Origin of the sequence: Shewanella sp. BJSY2023SW005 (assembly GCF_047314585.1) — a bacterium.
GTDB lineage: Bacteria > Pseudomonadota > Gammaproteobacteria > Enterobacterales > Shewanellaceae > Shewanella > Shewanella algae.
This window is the reverse complement of record NZ_JBKORJ010000052.1, coordinates 30,182-45,642: the sequence shown is the minus strand read 5'-3', so window position 1 is coordinate 45,642 and position 15,461 is coordinate 30,182. Positions and strand designations below refer to the sequence as shown.

General features: G+C 52.8%; 11 protein-coding genes and 2 riboswitches. Of the genes, 10 read left to right on the top strand and 1 reads right to left on the bottom strand.

Translation table 11 applies throughout. The annotated features are described in order from the left end of the window. Positions 1-293: 293 nt before the first annotated feature. The 5 genes from exeM to katB all read left to right on the top strand — a co-directional run bounded on the left by exeM (position 294) and on the right by katB (position 6,044). The gene (gene exeM / locus ACMHXI_RS15425; RefSeq protein WP_413735400.1) at positions 294-2,885 is read left to right on the top strand and encodes an extracellular exonuclease ExeM; all 2,592 of its coding nucleotides are present in this window, start codon (positions 294-296) and stop codon (positions 2,883-2,885) included. A 118-nt stretch (positions 2,886-3,003) separates the two neighbouring features. After that, a complete protein-coding gene (locus ACMHXI_RS15420; protein WP_025008982.1) occupies positions 3,004-3,441 on the top strand; it encodes a PaaI family thioesterase in 438 nt (145 codons plus the stop codon). Between the two features lie 38 nt (positions 3,442-3,479). After that, on the top strand, positions 3,480-3,950 hold the full coding sequence (locus ACMHXI_RS15415) for a cupin domain-containing protein (RefSeq protein ID WP_096140950.1): 471 nt from the start codon (positions 3,480-3,482) through the stop codon (positions 3,948-3,950). Between the two features lie 10 nt (positions 3,951-3,960). Further along, positions 3,961-4,248 (top strand): YgjV family protein, encoded by a 288-nt coding sequence (locus tag ACMHXI_RS15410; protein WP_044735110.1) that lies wholly within the window; start codon positions 3,961-3,963, stop codon positions 4,246-4,248. A gap of 332 nt (positions 4,249-4,580) precedes the next feature. Further along, positions 4,581-6,044, top strand: a complete 1,464-nt coding sequence (katB, locus tag ACMHXI_RS15405) for a catalase KatB (RefSeq protein ID WP_208185035.1) — start codon at positions 4,581-4,583, stop codon at positions 6,042-6,044. Positions 6,045-6,108: 64 nt separating this feature from the next. Here katB and ACMHXI_RS15400 read toward each other — a convergent pair whose 3' ends face one another. After that, complete coding sequence (locus ACMHXI_RS15400) at positions 6,109-6,666, bottom strand: TMEM165/GDT1 family protein (RefSeq protein WP_025889349.1); 558 nt, start codon at positions 6,664-6,666, stop codon at positions 6,109-6,111. Positions 6,667-6,686: 20 nt separating this feature from the next. Further along, positions 6,687-6,859: riboswitch (yybP-ykoY riboswitch) on the bottom strand. A gap of 234 nt (positions 6,860-7,093) precedes the next feature. Continuing rightward, positions 7,094-7,178, top strand: a riboswitch (cyclic di-GMP riboswitch). An 83-nt stretch (positions 7,179-7,261) separates the two neighbouring features. Between ACMHXI_RS15400 and gbpA the strand changes: the two genes are divergently transcribed. The 5 genes from gbpA (at position 7,262) to ACMHXI_RS15375 (ending at position 15,111) form a co-directional block, all read left to right on the top strand. Beyond that, positions 7,262-8,704: an N-acetylglucosamine-binding protein GbpA gene (gbpA, locus tag ACMHXI_RS15395; protein ID WP_413735397.1), complete on the top strand. Its 1,443-nt coding sequence runs from the start codon at positions 7,262-7,264 to the stop codon at positions 8,702-8,704. A gap of 574 nt (positions 8,705-9,278) precedes the next feature. Next, positions 9,279-10,547 (top strand): dicarboxylate/amino acid:cation symporter, encoded by a 1,269-nt coding sequence (locus ACMHXI_RS15390; RefSeq protein WP_208185033.1) that lies wholly within the window; start codon positions 9,279-9,281, stop codon positions 10,545-10,547. A 215-nt stretch (positions 10,548-10,762) separates the two neighbouring features. Continuing rightward, positions 10,763-11,200 (top strand): hypothetical protein, encoded by a 438-nt coding sequence (locus ACMHXI_RS15385; RefSeq protein ID WP_044735944.1) that lies wholly within the window; start codon positions 10,763-10,765, stop codon positions 11,198-11,200. Between the two features lie 424 nt (positions 11,201-11,624). Then, positions 11,625-12,818, top strand: coding sequence for an aromatic amino acid transport family protein (locus ACMHXI_RS15380; RefSeq protein ID WP_025008990.1), 1,194 nt, complete (start codon positions 11,625-11,627; stop codon positions 12,816-12,818). A 136-nt stretch (positions 12,819-12,954) separates the two neighbouring features. Beyond that, a complete protein-coding gene (locus ACMHXI_RS15375; RefSeq protein WP_100142563.1) occupies positions 12,955-15,111 on the top strand; it encodes a S46 family peptidase in 2,157 nt (718 codons plus the stop codon). Positions 15,112-15,461 lie beyond the last annotated feature (350 nt).

The following is a 15,461-nucleotide window of genomic DNA, read 5'->3' as shown; positions in this document are numbered from 1 at the left end:
TTGTCTATTTTATCGACCATATCATACGGCTTATTATATTTTATAGAAGACAGGCTTTATTTGCTGTCTAACTATTTATTTATTAAATAACAGCTTGGGTTGAAACAGGGTTTTCTGCTTTGTTCTCAGTTGAGAACATGGTGGTTAATTAATGATTTATATAGAATTTGCGTTCGGTATAACTGTTGCCTAAATGTGATTAAACCACTTCAATTGACCGTTCTTCTCTGGGACAATCCCGCGGCACGTTAATAGAAATTAACGGCATTATTACAATTAAAGGGGTTGATAATATGGATAATGTTAACAAGCTGACAGCCATTGCGATTGCCGTGGCTGCCACCATTCCAGTGATGGCCAATGCCGATGTTTTAATCAGCGAATACGTTGAGGGCAGCGCCAATAATAAAGCCATAGAGCTATATAACTCTGGTGATAGTCAAGTCGATTTAAACGGCTATAAATTGGTGCGGTATAAAGATGGCGCTACTGATGCCTCCGATATGCTGGTATTGGATGGCCAAAGCATGGCGGCCAAGGGGATTAAAGTGATTCTGCATCCCAATGCTGAAATAAGCTTGCCTGCTGGAGTCGACAGCCTCAAGGGCAATCTCTATTTCAATGGCGGTGATGCGGTAGCCCTGATGAAAGATGGCGTCGTCGTCGATATTGTCGGCGCCGTGCCTACCCCAACCGACTGGGGCCTGAATATCACTTTGGCCCGCAGCAAGTCGGCGCTCACTGCCTCGACGCAATTCAATGCCGCCGATTGGCAACCTATGGGCACTGATAACTTCAAAGGACTCGGCAGCCTGGATGAGGCTGCAGCCCCTGAAGTTACGGCATTCAGCTGTGATGGCGCCACGCTGACACCCATCTATGAAGTGCAGGGGAGCGGAGATCGCAGTCCGTTGGTCCCTGAGGGTAAGTTCGAATCCGACAGCGAATATACCCTCAAGGGTGTGGTCAGTGCCCGTGGCGACAGCCTGTTCAAAGGCTTTTATCTGCAAGATCCCAAGGGAGACAACTCGCCTTTCACCTCCGACGGCATCTTTGTATTCCTAGGTGAAGCAGCGCCGGAAACAGTGCAGCCCGGTGTCGAGGTTTGCGTACAGGGTAAGGTCGAGGAGTACTATGGCCTGACTCAGTTGGATATCAAGGCTGACAAAAAATTTGCCGTGGGTGAGTTTACCCAACTGCCGGTGGCTGCGCCTTTTTATGTGGCAGACGGTGAAACCCTGCAGCAAGCGCTGGAGCGCTTTGAAGGCATGAAGGTAGTACTGGATGCCGGCAGTGATCTCAAGGTCAGCCGTAACTTCAGCTTTGACTACGATGCCCGTCGCAACAACCTGATGTTGTCTCACAAGGCGCCGCTGCTGAAGCCGACCCAGGTACACCTGCCGCTGTCGCCAGAGGCGATGGCACTGGAGCAAGCCAACCGTGCTAACCAATTGTTTGTTGAGTCAGACTTCAAGGTCAAAGACGGCGAGCTGCCCTGGATGCCGGACTTCAACCCAGAGACAGGATATCTGCGGGTTGGCGACCAGTTAACCGGCCTTGAGGGGGTTATAGGATACAGCTATAACCAGTATCGTCTGGTGGCAACCAACAGTATTACTCCTGGGGATATATTACGCGGCGACGATCGCAGCCAAGCACCGGCTATTGCCGAGAAGGGGGATATCCGGGTCGCCAGCTTCAATGTGCTTAATTTCTTCAACGATGCCGTTGGTGGTGACGCCAATCCAACAGGTGATAACCGCGGCGCCCTCAGCGAAGAAGAGATGCTGTTGCAACGCACTAAAATAGTCAATGCCATTACCGCCATGAACGCCGACATAGTGGGTTTGATGGAGATTGCCAACAACGGCTTTGGCGAGAAAAGCGCCATCCGCAATCTGGTCGATGCGCTCAATGAGCAGCAAGCCGATGAGGATATCTATGCCTTTGTAGAGATAGCCGACGCCGACAAAAAAGATGGTAAGTATCTCGGCGGCGATGCCATTACCGTGGGCATGCTTTATCGCCCCGCCAGGGTGACTCCGGCAGCCGAGGCTTTTGTGATTGCGACTCCAGAGCAGCATGCCGCTGAAGCGGTTGCCAGCCGGGAAGTCGATGGCAAGCAGGAAGCCAGCCCTGCCTTTGATAAGTATCAGCGCTACAGTCTGGGACAGAAGTTCAACATAGCAGATCAGAGCCTGACTCTGGTGGTGAATCATCTCAAGTCCAAGGGCTCGGGTTGTCTTGAGGATTGGCTGAACTTTGATGAGAACCGGGATCCTCAGGATCTGCAGGGCAAATGCAACGCCTTCAGGGTGTCAGCTGCCAAAGTTTTGGGAGAAGCCTTGCAAAAGATCGACGGCGATCTCCTGGTGATCGGCGATCTCAATGCCTATGGTCTGGAAGATCCTGTGCGGGTGCTGACCGACTATGATGCCACCCAATCAGAACGGGTTCTGCGTACCGCCTCCTGGACCACTCTGAACGGTAAGGTCTACGAGCATCAGGGAACTGAAATCAGCAAGGGGTATGGACTTATCAACCTCAACACCTTGGCCCATGGTGTCGATACTTTCTCCTACAGCTATAACGGTGAGTTGGGAAATCTCGACCATGCACTGGCCAACGCCAGTCTGGCGGAGCGTTTGGTTGCCATTGAAGACTGGCATATCAACTCGGTCGAATCCAACATGTTCGAGTATGGCAAGAAGTACACAGGTGAATTGCCCAAGTCTGACAATGCCTTCTCGGCTTCGGATCATGACCCTGTGATAGTGGCACTCAGTTATCCTGCCAAGGTTGAGCCTTCCAAGCATGATGGTGGTGCCTTGGGGTATCTGTCACTGCTGTTTCTCGCAGCATTGGGGCTGCGCCGCCGCGGCTAAAGCTCTCAAGTCTTGATTGACACCCACCCGGTCAGAGGATTGCGCTGGCCGGGTTTACTTGGATACAGGCGGCCAAGTACACTGATTTTCCTATTGGAGTACTAAGGATAACAATAAGATGAGTATTTGGTTTCGACCCATCACCCTGGAAGATTGTGCCAAACTGGATGCCGGTATGGGGGGCAAAGGCACTTTGATGCAGACCCTGGGGATCCGCATCACTGAGATAGGTGATGACTATATGGTAGCCAGCATGCCGGCGTCTCCGGCTATCCACAACCCACTTGGGATAGTACATGGTGGTGCCAATGTGGCGCTGGCAGAGACGGTGGCCAGCTATGCCGCCAATTTTGCGGTGGACTTTGAAAACTACTATTGTGTAGGTCAGGAGATCAACGCCAATCACCTGCGGGCAGCCCGCAATGGTGAACTCAAGGCAACAGCCAGAGCCGTACATTTGGGCAAACGCAGCTCTGTCTGGGAAGTGCTTATTCATAACAGCGCCGGTGAGCTGACCTGTATTTCCCGTATGACCGCGGCCGTGGTCAAGCGCTGACAGCTTCACTCAAGGGCGCTCTGACTCAGGGGACAGAGATGAATGCCAGGGAGTTTCTGCTGAAAGCCAGTGAGATAGATGCCATGAAAGGGGAGGAGCGGACGCATTTCCTCAACCCCAATGCGGTGCGACTTAGAAAATCTCTCGGTGATGTCATCGGTCTTGGTCATCTTGGAGTGCATCTGATTGAGCTGGCGCCCGGGCGTGACAGCACCGAATACCACCTTCATTATTTTGAAGAAGAGTGTATTTATGTGCTCGAAGGTGAAGGCGAGGTGTGTATCGATCAACAAGTCTTCGCCATCGGGGTCGGGGACTTTATCGCTTTCCCGGCCGGCAGTGTGGCTCATGGCATGAACAACACTTCCGAGAGGCCGCTCAAATATTTAGTCATGGGACAACGCCTCAGCCATGATGTGGCCGACTATCCTTATAAGGGTAAACGCCTTTATCGTAATCAGGGGTGTTGGGATCTGGTGGATCTCGACACCATTAGCCATCCCAAATAGGGGAGCTTGAATGGATACAATCAATATATGGGAGTGGGTCGGTTATCTGGCATCGGTAGTGGTGGCCATCTCTCTGATGATGTCCAATATCAAACGACTGCGCTGGTGGAACCTGCTTGGAGCGGCGCTGTTTGTTGCCTATGGGATCGCCATTGCTGCATATCCTGTGGCTTTGGTGAACTTCTTCATAGTGCTTATCGATGCCTATTACCTGGTTAAACTCTATCGTAGCCCAGAGCCTGATTTACAGGCCGCCCCTCAGGCAAGCCCGGAAAAATCAGAGGATCAGCAAGGCTGACAACCCTGTGTCAGGGGGCCCCAGACGCCGGTTTCTAGAAGGTTTGTTGCTTTTGTGACAATGTACGTTTGCTCTGCTTCAGCCGTTTCTCATCTCGACTGGCAGTCACTGCTATCTCGGTCATGCATTTCTTTATCCCCATTTCTCAATCCCAAACCCCATTTAATCTATAAATAGAATTGTGACAATCAGTTTTAATCGTTTTTAAAAATATCTTCGCCTGACTAAGATGACCACATCGCCAATACGACTGCTCAAGGGAGCACTTATGGCTACCATATTCGATGTGATTGAAAACTGGTTAAACGAGACAAAGGATTAAGGAGCACGAGATGAGTCAGAAGCAATATATCACCAGCCAGAGCGGCGCCCCCATCGCAGACGATCAGAATTCCCTCTCCGCCGGAGAGCGTGGTCCCCTGTTGCTGCAGGACTGGCACCTGATTGAAAAGTTGGCCCACTTCAACCGCGAGCGGATCCCAGAGCGGGTAGTGCATGCCAAAGGCACGGGGGTTTACGGCACCTTCACAGTGACCAATGATATGAGCCAATACACCATAGCCGAACATTTCCAGGGGGTTGGCACCCAGACCGAGGCCTTTGTTCGCTTCTCGACCGTAGGCGGTGAGATGGGCAGTGCCGATGCCGAGCGCGATCCCCGTGGCTTTGGGGTACGTTTCTACACCAAGCGCGGTAATCACGACATTGTGGGCAACAACACCCCCACCTTCTTCCTGCGTGACGGCATCAAGTTTCCTGACTTTATCCACACCCAGAAGCGGAATCCGCACACCAATTTGAAAGATCCTCAGGCGATGTGGGACTTCTGGTCGCTCAACCCAGAGTCCTTGCATCAAGTGACTGTATTGATGTCTGACCGGGGTATTCCGGCCAACTATCGGCAGATGCATGGCTTTGGCTCGCACACCTTCTCATTTTGGAATGCCAAGGGTGAGCGCTTCTGGGTCAAGTTCCACTTCAAGACAAAGCAGGGCATAGCCAACCTGACTGAAGAGCAGGCCGCCAAGGTGAAGGGAATCGATCCGGATCATGCCCAGCGTGACATGGTGGCGGCAATCCAGGATGGCAACTTCCCCCGTTGGAAGCTCAAGGTACAGATAATGCCGGAAGCCGATGCCAATACTTACCATATCAACCCGTTTGATTTGACCAAGGTATGGCCACATAAGGACTACCCGCTGATCGAGGTTGGGGTACTGGAGCTCAATCGTCTGCCACAGAACTACTTCGCCGAAGTAGAGCAGGTGGCACTGGCGCCGAGTAACCTGGTTCCCGGTGTCGGCGCGTCACCTGACAAGATGTTGCAGGCTCGCCTGTTTGCCTACGCCGATGCCCAGCGCTATCGGATAGGAGCCAACTATAACCAGTTGCCGGTGAACTGCCCCCATGCGACTCAGGCCAATCATCATCAACGTGCCGGTGCCATGGCCGGGGCTCAATGCCCTTACCATGGTAGCCAGACAGGTGGCGATGCGTCGGCAAACTATGGCCCCAACTCGCAGCCAAGCGGCCTACAGGATGCGACCGAGTTCAAAGAGCCGCCGCTGCGCCTGGATGGTGAAGCTGACAGATACAGCCGTTATGGCCAGGATGACTACACCCAGGCAGGCAATCTTTACCGCTTGTTGCCGGAAGAGGAAAAGGCCAGGCTTATCAGCAATATCTGCGGTACTCTGAGTCAAGCGACTCAGGATGTGCAGCAGCGAATGATTGGCCACTTTAGCCAGGCCGATGCCGACTACGGCCGCCGGGTGCAAGAGATGCTGGCCAGCTGATAGTGGCACGCCGGAAATAACAGGGGCAGCTTGAGCTGCCCCTTTTGCGCTGTCAGCGGTTTCCCTATTCCCACAGCAGGGTGGCTATCCCCAAGAGGGCAAACAGCAGGGCGCAACCTCTGTGGATCCAGATCATGGGCAGCTTGTCGGCACTGAAATGGCCGGCCAGCACCACGGGAACATTCGCCAGCAGCATGCCGACAGTGGTGCCTGTTACTACCATCAGCAGGCTATCGTATTTGGCCGACAGTACCACGGTTGCGACCTGGGTCTTGTCACCCATTTCGGCGATAAAGAACAGCAAACAGGTGGCCACGAATGGGCCATAACGGTAGAAGCGGCTTTCTTCGGCATCGACCTTATCGGGCACCAGCACCCAGAGGGCGATGGCAAAGAAACTGCCGGCAACAAGGTAACGGCCGATATCGGCGCTGAGCCAACCCATGGCCCATTGGCCCAGCCAGGCGGCGGCAAAATGGTTGAGCAGGGTGGCGACAAGGATCCCTGAGATAATCGCGGTCTTGTTTTTGAAACGAGCGGCCAACAACAGGGCCAACAGCTGAGTCTTGTCACCGATTTCGGCTACGGCGACAGTGAGAGTTGAGGCGATGAGTGCTTCCAAAATGGGCGTTCCTTCGGGGTGGCAAAATTCCAAGCACAGTCCACCGCCCACCCCTTTATATTTGTGCGGTATACCGTGCTCAGGTCTTGCCTGGCAAGCCTAAACTTGCTGTAAGCACCATGGCATGAGGCCAAGTGTGTTGATGCTTACCCCTGGGCGGGACCCAGGTTAGCTACTCCCCTAAGACAGAGGCGGCCATTATAACCATAAAGCTCGTCATGGCAACACTGGTCGGCTCAGTGACAGGGGGATTTTACGGTACTTCGTTTATCCGATATGAATCAAGCAGATGTTGTGATGCTCAGTATGCTGTACGCATTGTCTGTTTTTAACTTTTTGGTTTTTAAAGAAATTCTTCTTTGACATCGTTGTCATTTTTGCCTTTACTCATAGAACTCTCAGCCACAGGAAACTGAGGTGAGAGTTTCTGGGTATTTGGCAAACTGAGCGAAAGCTCAGGACGCAAAGCTTCCGGTCTAAGGCCCTCGGGTTAAGATAGCGGGGCTGCCACAGTCGCTGACTGTGTCTGCAACAGAGTCATTCTCTTGTGTGCCCAAATACCGCTTGTTCAAGGAACTGTCGTTAAGGCAGCAAAATGGAGTATTGCAAAGTGGTTAAATCATCATTTAAAACAACAGCTTTGTCCTTGGCATTGGCAGCCGCTGGGGTAGGGTTATCTACCCAGGCGTTGGCTCATGGCTATGTGAAAAGCCCAGAGTCCAGAGCCTACGCCTGTAATCAACACAACAACACTAGCTGTGGTGCGATTCAGTGGGAACCCCAAAGCGTCGAAGGGCCTTCAGGATTTCCGGCGTCCGGCCCGGCCGATGGTCAGATAGCCAGTGCCGGAAATGCCAGTTTCAGAGAGCTGGATCAGCAGTCATCCAGTCGCTGGACCAAACAACCTGTGAGTGCCGGCCCTATCAACTTTACCTGGCAGCTGACCGCCAATCATGTTACCCGCGACTGGCGTTACTATCTGACCAAGCAAAACTGGGACCCCAACGCACCTTTGAGCCGGGCGGCCTTTGAGTCCGAACCATTTTGCAGTGTCGATGGCGGCATGGTGCAGCCTCCCAAGACACTGACACATCAGTGTCAGTTGCCACAGCGTAGCGGTTATCAGCTTGTGCTGGCGGTTTGGGAAGTGGGGGATACCAGCAACAGTTTCTACAATGTCATAGATGTGAACTTTGACGGCGCTGCCCCGACTCCTTCCGAATGGCAGGACGTGGGGAATATCAACCCGTCCCAGGATCTTAAGGCTGGCGATCAGGTGTTCACTTGGGTGTTTGGTGACAACGGAGAACAACCTTCGTTGTCTACCCGGCTCACCATAGCCGATGCCGGGCAGGGTAATCATAATACCTGGCCCAGTTTGTTGGCTGAGGCGATCAATGCCGGTGGCAGCGGCCTTAAGGCGGGGCAATTGAATGCCGATGGTGAGATAGTGCCCGTCTATGGCAAGAATGATGTCTTCGCCCAGAATGATTCCGGGATTACCCGGGTCGAAACTGGTTTTGAGTTGGCGCCTCTTCCCGGCGGCGATTTCAGTGTCAGCGGCCTGAGCGACAATTATGAGATAGTCGATGGCAAGGCCAGCGTTGGCTTTACTGTAACCACAGATGCCAGAATGCAGGTCAGTGCCTTTATCAGTACTCATGATGGCAAGGCATCCGGTTCTGCCGTGCAGCAGATTGACAATAACAGCGCCGACTTCAACATCGAAGTGCTGGAGCCCGCTGCCGGACATTACCACATGCAGTTGAAGGCTCAGACCCAAGAGGGCAAGGAGCTGACCCAGGAGTTTGGTTTCTTCCTGCGTCAAGCCGGTGATACAGCGCCGGCGGATTTCCAGTTCCCTGATGGTTTGGGGTCATACACAGAGGGAACCAGGGTACTGCAGCCCAAAGATGGCAAGATATACCGTTGCAAGCCCTTCCCGGAAAGTGGTTATTGCCGCCAATGGTCGGCCAGTGCGACCCAGTTTGAACCCGGTGTCGGCAGTCATTGGCAACTGGCCTGGATAGCCGAGTGATAAGCGCCTTCCAAAGCTGACTCGATAGCCGCAGCGACTGCTGCGGCTACTGTTTCATGCCTGGTGGTCTTTTCAAGCGCAACAATGCCGTGAAGTAACTCACTAAATTAGTTGGATAAATAAAGTTTCATCTTCAGTTAATCTGGTTTTCTTTTTAAAAGTTTCCATCTTAATAGTTAGTGTCGAAACATTTTTAATAATTTGAAATTTATATAGAATTGGACACTGACTCGCCTTATCCCGCCAATCGAGCCTGTAGTGCAAGCGCCATTTTTAGCCGTCAGAGATGACGGTGACGACTTGCCCACCCAGTCTTAAGGCTTCCCTTCCGGGACGATACGTTTCAAGATGCTGACGCTCATCGGCTTACTCCAGTGGCAATCTCACCGTCTTCCAGGACTGCTTAATGCCAGTTTTTGCCTCCATAGGATATGCATGTAAGTCATGAGCGTTATTGAAGACATTCTGTCTGGATCTGAGCTGGCTTTTTTATGCATTTCTCTGGCCTTATGGCCTTTTGCACCCCTGCGTTGGCGGCGGATCCATCTCCCAGGCATTCACTGGAGCACGACACATGATAATGAAAATGAACAAGTTGACCCTGTCGATTATTCTCGCCATGTTGCTGGGTATTACGACAGGTCAGATTTTGCGCTGGTGTTACCCCGAACAAGCCCAGACCTTTGCAGACAGCATTACCATACTCACAGATATATTCCTTAATCTGATCAAGATGATCATAGCTCCCTTGGTGTTTACCACCCTGACTGTGGGTATCGCCAAGATGGGAGACAGCCGCACTGTTGGCCGGGTCGGCTTGAAGACACTTTCCTGGTTTATGATGGCCTCGGTTATCTCGCTGCTGTTGGGACTCTTGATGGTCAGCTTGCTGGAGCCGGGAGTGGGGCTCGACCTGGCGCTTCCGGACAGCCATGCCACGACAGGTCTGGAGGCCGGTGGTTTGAGCCTGAGAGAGTTTGTCTCCCATGCGATCCCCAAGAGTGTTATCGGTGCCATGGCCGACAACGAAATTCTGCAGATAGTGGTGTTCTCACTCTTCTTTGGTTTGGCGGCTGCGGCTTGCGGTGAACATGCCAAGCCGGTGATTTCAGTGCTCAGCAGTGGCGCAGATATCATGCTCAAGGTGACAGCTTATGTGATGAACTTTGCTCCTTTTGCCGTGTTTGCCGCTATAGGTGCCATGGTGGCCAAGGAGGGCAGTGGTATATTGCTCACTTATGGCAGCTTTATGGGACAGTTTTATCTTTCCATGGGGTTGTTGTGGTTGGTGTTGATTGCTGCAGGTTCCTTGTTCCTCGGCGGCCGTATCCGTCGTTTACTGAGCTTGATGCGTGAGCCCTTGCTGCTGGCATTTTCCACCGCCAGCTCTGAGTCGGCCTATCCGAAAATGTTGCAGCGGCTTGAAGAGTTCGGCTGCAGCAAACGTATCTCCAGCTTTGTACTGCCAATGGGTTATTCCTTCAACCTGGATGGCTCCATGATGTACTGCACCTTTGCCACCATGTTTATTGCCCAGGCCTATGGCTTTGAGCTGAGTCTGGGGCAGCAGTTGACCATGTTATTGCTGTTGATGGTCACCTCCAAAGGGATGGCCGGTGTGCCCAGAGCTTCGTTAGTGGTGATTGCTGCAACCCTTGGGCAATTCAACATTCCCGAGGCGGGGATCCTGCTCTTGCTCGGGGTCGACCACTTCCTCGATATGGGACGCTCGGCCACCAATGTGCTGGGTAACAGTATTGCCGCCAGCGTGGTGGCCAAGAGCGAGAATGCCCTCAGTGACACAGCTGACATAGTTCCACAGCCACAAGCTGAGGTCGCATAATTCAAACAGGATACTTGAGGCGTGATTGACTCGGTTAGGATCCATTGTGACACCTGAATAAGTTTGGTATCGCATTGAATTTTATTGAAATTTTTAAATCCGGGTAAGTGTGAACCTATTGGGCGTAGAATCATTGTCAAACCTCAGTACAAAAATGCTAGGCTGCTAGGGTATTTCACTGGATTGCGGATATGGAAAGCAATATGGAAGGTCGCATGGAAAGAAAAATAACCAGGATCCCTCAGGGAGAGAATACGGCGCAATGGATCTGGGAAAATCTGGTTCCCGATTCGGGGCAATCGGAGACAGTTCAGGGCGAAATTCTCCGGGCGATTGAGAAGTTGGCCCACGAAGCCCAGGCAAACGGGAATTTTAACTGGGATCAAGGTTTTCAAAAACTGGTGTCTTTTCTTAAGGATACCTTGCTCTCGGAAAAGTCCTTTTCTGAAACTACCAGAATCTCTATCGAAAGAGATTTATCCAGGTTGGAACACTTTATCTTTCCCACTGAGCTCAAAGACAGGAGTGACGCACACCTCCTGCCATGTGTGGATGATGAGTTGTATGATAGGTTGACCGATAACCTGGTGGAGTTTTGCCGCTTCAACCCGCAAACGATTCCGCTGAACGACAAGTATCAAAACTACAGGTAAACTTTAGCCCCGGCCCGGCATCTGCTCTTGTTTCCAGAGCCTGCAATGCCGGGTTATCAAGCTGTTCGCTGAGCAGCAACCGGCCTGCTTTTCGCCTCAGGGCCGATAGTCGCGCTTCCCTGCTTGCCCAAGGGCTGTGGCTCTGTTAATGTCCCGGTTAAGTCAATTTTTTGAGAAAGAGCCTCCGTGTTGAGTTTGCATCTCTGCAGTCCCAAATTCCGCTGTCCACGATTTAGTTAGCCCCAGTGGCTTGGTGGCATACCTCTTCTGTTTGCTGAGCTGTTGGGGCCAATGAAACTCCGTAAGGCGGAATTTCATCTGCGGCCAAGACGTTACAGCTTGCCAGCTGCGCTGACAATTCGCCTTTCCCATGAGTTAAATCTGACCTTAAAGATAATAAGACAAAAGAACAGGACGAATTTTAGTGAACTTAAAAATATTGGGCTCTATAGCCATAGTCGCGGGTACTGCGATTGGCGCCGGTATGTTGGCCTTGCCACTGGCAACGGCTGCCATGGGCTTACTGCCGGCACTGTTATTGATGTTGGTCATTTGGGGCATTTCCGCCTACACCTCACTGTTGATGTTGGAAGTCAATCTGCGCTCCGGCGTGGGGGATAACCTGCATGCCATCACAGGTAAAGCCTTGGGTAAGACGGGGCAACTGATTCAAAGCGCCGCTTTTCTCAGCCTGCTGTTTGCCCTGACCGCCGCCTATCTGACCGGCGGCGCCGATCTCTTGGTGCTCAAGGCCAAGGCCTGGTTCGATATGACCCTGGATGGCCAGGACGCGGTACTCTTGTTTACCCTGGCTCTGGGTAGTTTTGCCGCCTTGGGAGTCGGTTGGGTCGATAAGCTCTCCCGTGGGCTGTTTTCTGCCATGATAGTCATGCTGGTGCTGGTGGTACTGTTTCTGCTGCCTGAGGTGAATATGAATACCTTACTGGAACAGGCGCCGACCGATTCCTATGCCAATGTGTGGCTGGCCGCCGTGCCTGTGGTATTTACCTCTTTTGGTTTCCATGTCTGTATTGCCACTTTGGTGCGCTATCTCGATGGTGACACGGTTTCCCTGCGCAAGGTGCTGCTGATAGGCTCCGGCATTCCGCTGGCCTGCTATCTGCTTTGGCTGTTGGTAACCCTGGGTACCGTTGGCGGTGATACCATTCACGGTTTTGGTGGTTCACTGTCAAAACTCATCAGTGCCTTACAGGCCATCAGCGAGCAGCCTTTGGTGAGCAAGTGCATTGGGCTGTTTGCCGACTTGGCGTTGATCACCTCGTTTCTTGGAGTGACCCTGAGCCTGTTTGACTTCAGTGCCGAGCTTATCCGCGCCAAGAGTAACTTTGTCGGCCGCTTGCAGACCTGGTTGCTGACCTTTATTCCGCCGCTGGCCTGCGCCCTGTATCTGCCCGAAGGTTTTTCAGCGCTGCTGGGTTTTGCCGCCGTGCCTTTGGTGGTGATCATCATCTTCCTGCCGATAGCCATAGCGCTGAAACAGCGGCGTGAGTCGCCGGAAGGCTACAAAGTTGCCGGTGGCAAGCCGGCGATGGCACTGATGGCCCTCCTGGGGATAGGCATTATAGCTGCCCAGCTGTATGCGACGCTGGGGGCCTAAGACAAGCCCTTTGTAAGGGAATTTTTCCGAGTCTGTAGCCGCTTGGTAGTCTGTGTTAAAGTCGGGACTTGTGCCCGGCTTTTTTGTTGCACAAAAACAACAAATTGAACTGATACCAGCGAATGGACTTACTAGAATGAAAAAATGGTTACTTGCAACGGCCATAGCCACCAGTTTTGGTGCTCAGGCCGATGAGGGCATGTGGCAGCCCTACCAATTGCCGGCCATGGCCGATGAACTCAAGGCCAAAGGACTGGAAATAGACGCCAAGTCTATCTCCAAGCTGACCGAATTCCCGATGAACGCCGTGATAAGCCTGGGCGGCTGCACCGCGTCTTTCGTTTCTCCCAAGGGCCTGGTGGTAACCAACCATCACTGTGCCTACGGCTCCATCCAGTACAACTCCACCCCGGAGAAGAATCTGCTGCGTGATGGCTTCCTGGCGAAAAACTTTGCCGAAGAATTGCCGGCAACTCCGGGCTCGCGGGTATATGTCACCGAAGAGGTCACCAATGTGACCGACAAGGTCAAGCAAGGCCTGGACAACAAGCAGGGCGACGCTTTCTACAAGGGCGTCGAGGCGGCCGAGAAGTCACTGGTGGCCCAGTGTGAAAAAGAAGATGGCTATCGCTGTCAGGTTTACAGCTTCCACGGTGGTCTCGAGTACTATCTGGTGAAGCAGCTGGAAATCCGTGATGTTCGCCTGGTGTATAACCCGGCGGCCAGCGTGGGTAAGTACGGCGGTGATGTTGACAACTGGATGTGGCCGCGCCACACAGGCGATTTCTCCTTCTACCGCGCCTATGTCAACAAAAATGGCAAGCCGGCCGATTTCTCCAAGGATAACGTACCTTACGAGCCCAAGAGCTTCCTCAAGGTGTCGGCCAAAGGGGTCAAGGAAGGGGACTTTGTGATGGTAGCCGGTTACCCGGGCCGCACCAACAGATACCGCACCGGCAATGAAGTGGAAAACCAGTTTGAGTGGTCTTACCCACAAGGCAAGGAGCTGCGTGAGCGCTTTATCGAGATCATTAAAGAGACGGCCCCGGAAGGCAGTGACGAGCGCATCAAGTACGAGAGCCTGATCGCCGGTCTGGCCAACTATGCCAAGAACTTCACCTCGATGATCGAGTTCTATGGTAAGTCGACTATGCTGGAAGACAAGCGTGCCCTGGAAGCCAAGCTCAAGAGCTGGATCGATGCCGACAGCAGCCGCAAGGCCCAGTATGGCGAGGTGTTGGCACAGCTGGACAAGCTGGTAGCCCAAAGCCAGGCGGATCAGCAGCGTGACATTATCCTGGGCTATCTGGGGTATACCACTATGTTGCCAACGGCCCGCGAACTCTATCGTCTGGCCAATGAAAAGGCATTGCCGGACATGGAACGCGAGCCGGGTTTCCAGGAGCGTGACATGATCCGCTTCAAGGCCGGTATGGAGCGTATCGATCGCCGTTATGCCGCCAGTGTCGACAAGGCGCTGGTGTTTGAGATGCTCAAGCGTTATGCGGCGCTGCCCAAGTCTGAGCGCCTGCCGGCGCTGGACAAGTACTTCGGCATAGGCAACAAGCTCGATGAGGCCAAGCTGAAGAAGACTCTGGACAAGATGTACAAGAATACCAAGCTGGATAACAAAGATGTGCGTCTGGCCTGGATGGACAAGTCGGTTGCCGATTTCAAGGCCTCGAAAGATCCTATGATCCAGTTTGCCGTGGCCTTCTATGACACAGGTATGCAGCTGGAGCAGAAAAAGAAAGAGTTGGCCGGTGAGCTGATGAAGGTGCGTCCTCAGTACATGGAAGCCATCATTGCCTACAACCGTGAGCAGGGTAAACCTGTGTATGCCGATGCCAACTCCAGCCTGCGGGTGACAGTGGGCCATGTGAAGGGCTACTCACCCAAAGATGGTCTCTACGCCGTACCTTTCACTCGTCTGGAGGGCATAGTGCAGAAAGACACCGGGGTTGAACCTTTCGATGCTCCCAAGAAAGAACTGGAGCTTATCAAGGCCAAGCAATATGGTGACTTCTACTTCAAGGATATTGACTCGGTACCGGTCAACTTCCTCTCAACTCTGGATACCACAGGCGGTAACTCAGGCTCGCCAACCCTCAACGGCCGCGCCGAGCTGGTGGGACTGCTGTTTGACGGTGTTTATGAGAGCATCATAGGTGACTGGAACTACGACGATAACATCAACCGCTCCATTCAGGTGGACAGCCGTTACATGCTGTGGGTGATGAAGTATCTGGATAATGCAGACAACCTGCTGCAAGAGATGGAAATCGTTAAGTAGGCTTCGCCATCAACAACAATCCCCGCCAAGTTGCGGGGATTTTTTTAGCTAGCGCTGGGGATTGAGAGTTGCAGGGCCTGATCCAACAGCTCACACACCTAGGCGGCCGGGCGTTCAAAGTTAGCGGGCAAAGATTGCAGTACCCCGCGAGCTTTGGCCCTGAGCGGGCTGCGCTGTGCCAGCCTTGCCAGGTAACTATCTGAATAGTAGTAACCAATTAGCGGGTTTCGCTGAATATTAAACAGATGAAATATCGCTGATATCCTGCCAGTCCAGCTTCTGTGTCCGCAGCAAAGAGCGGTAGCAGATGCCATGCTGATGGATGCTGAGGGAAATCGCTGCTGGCCTTA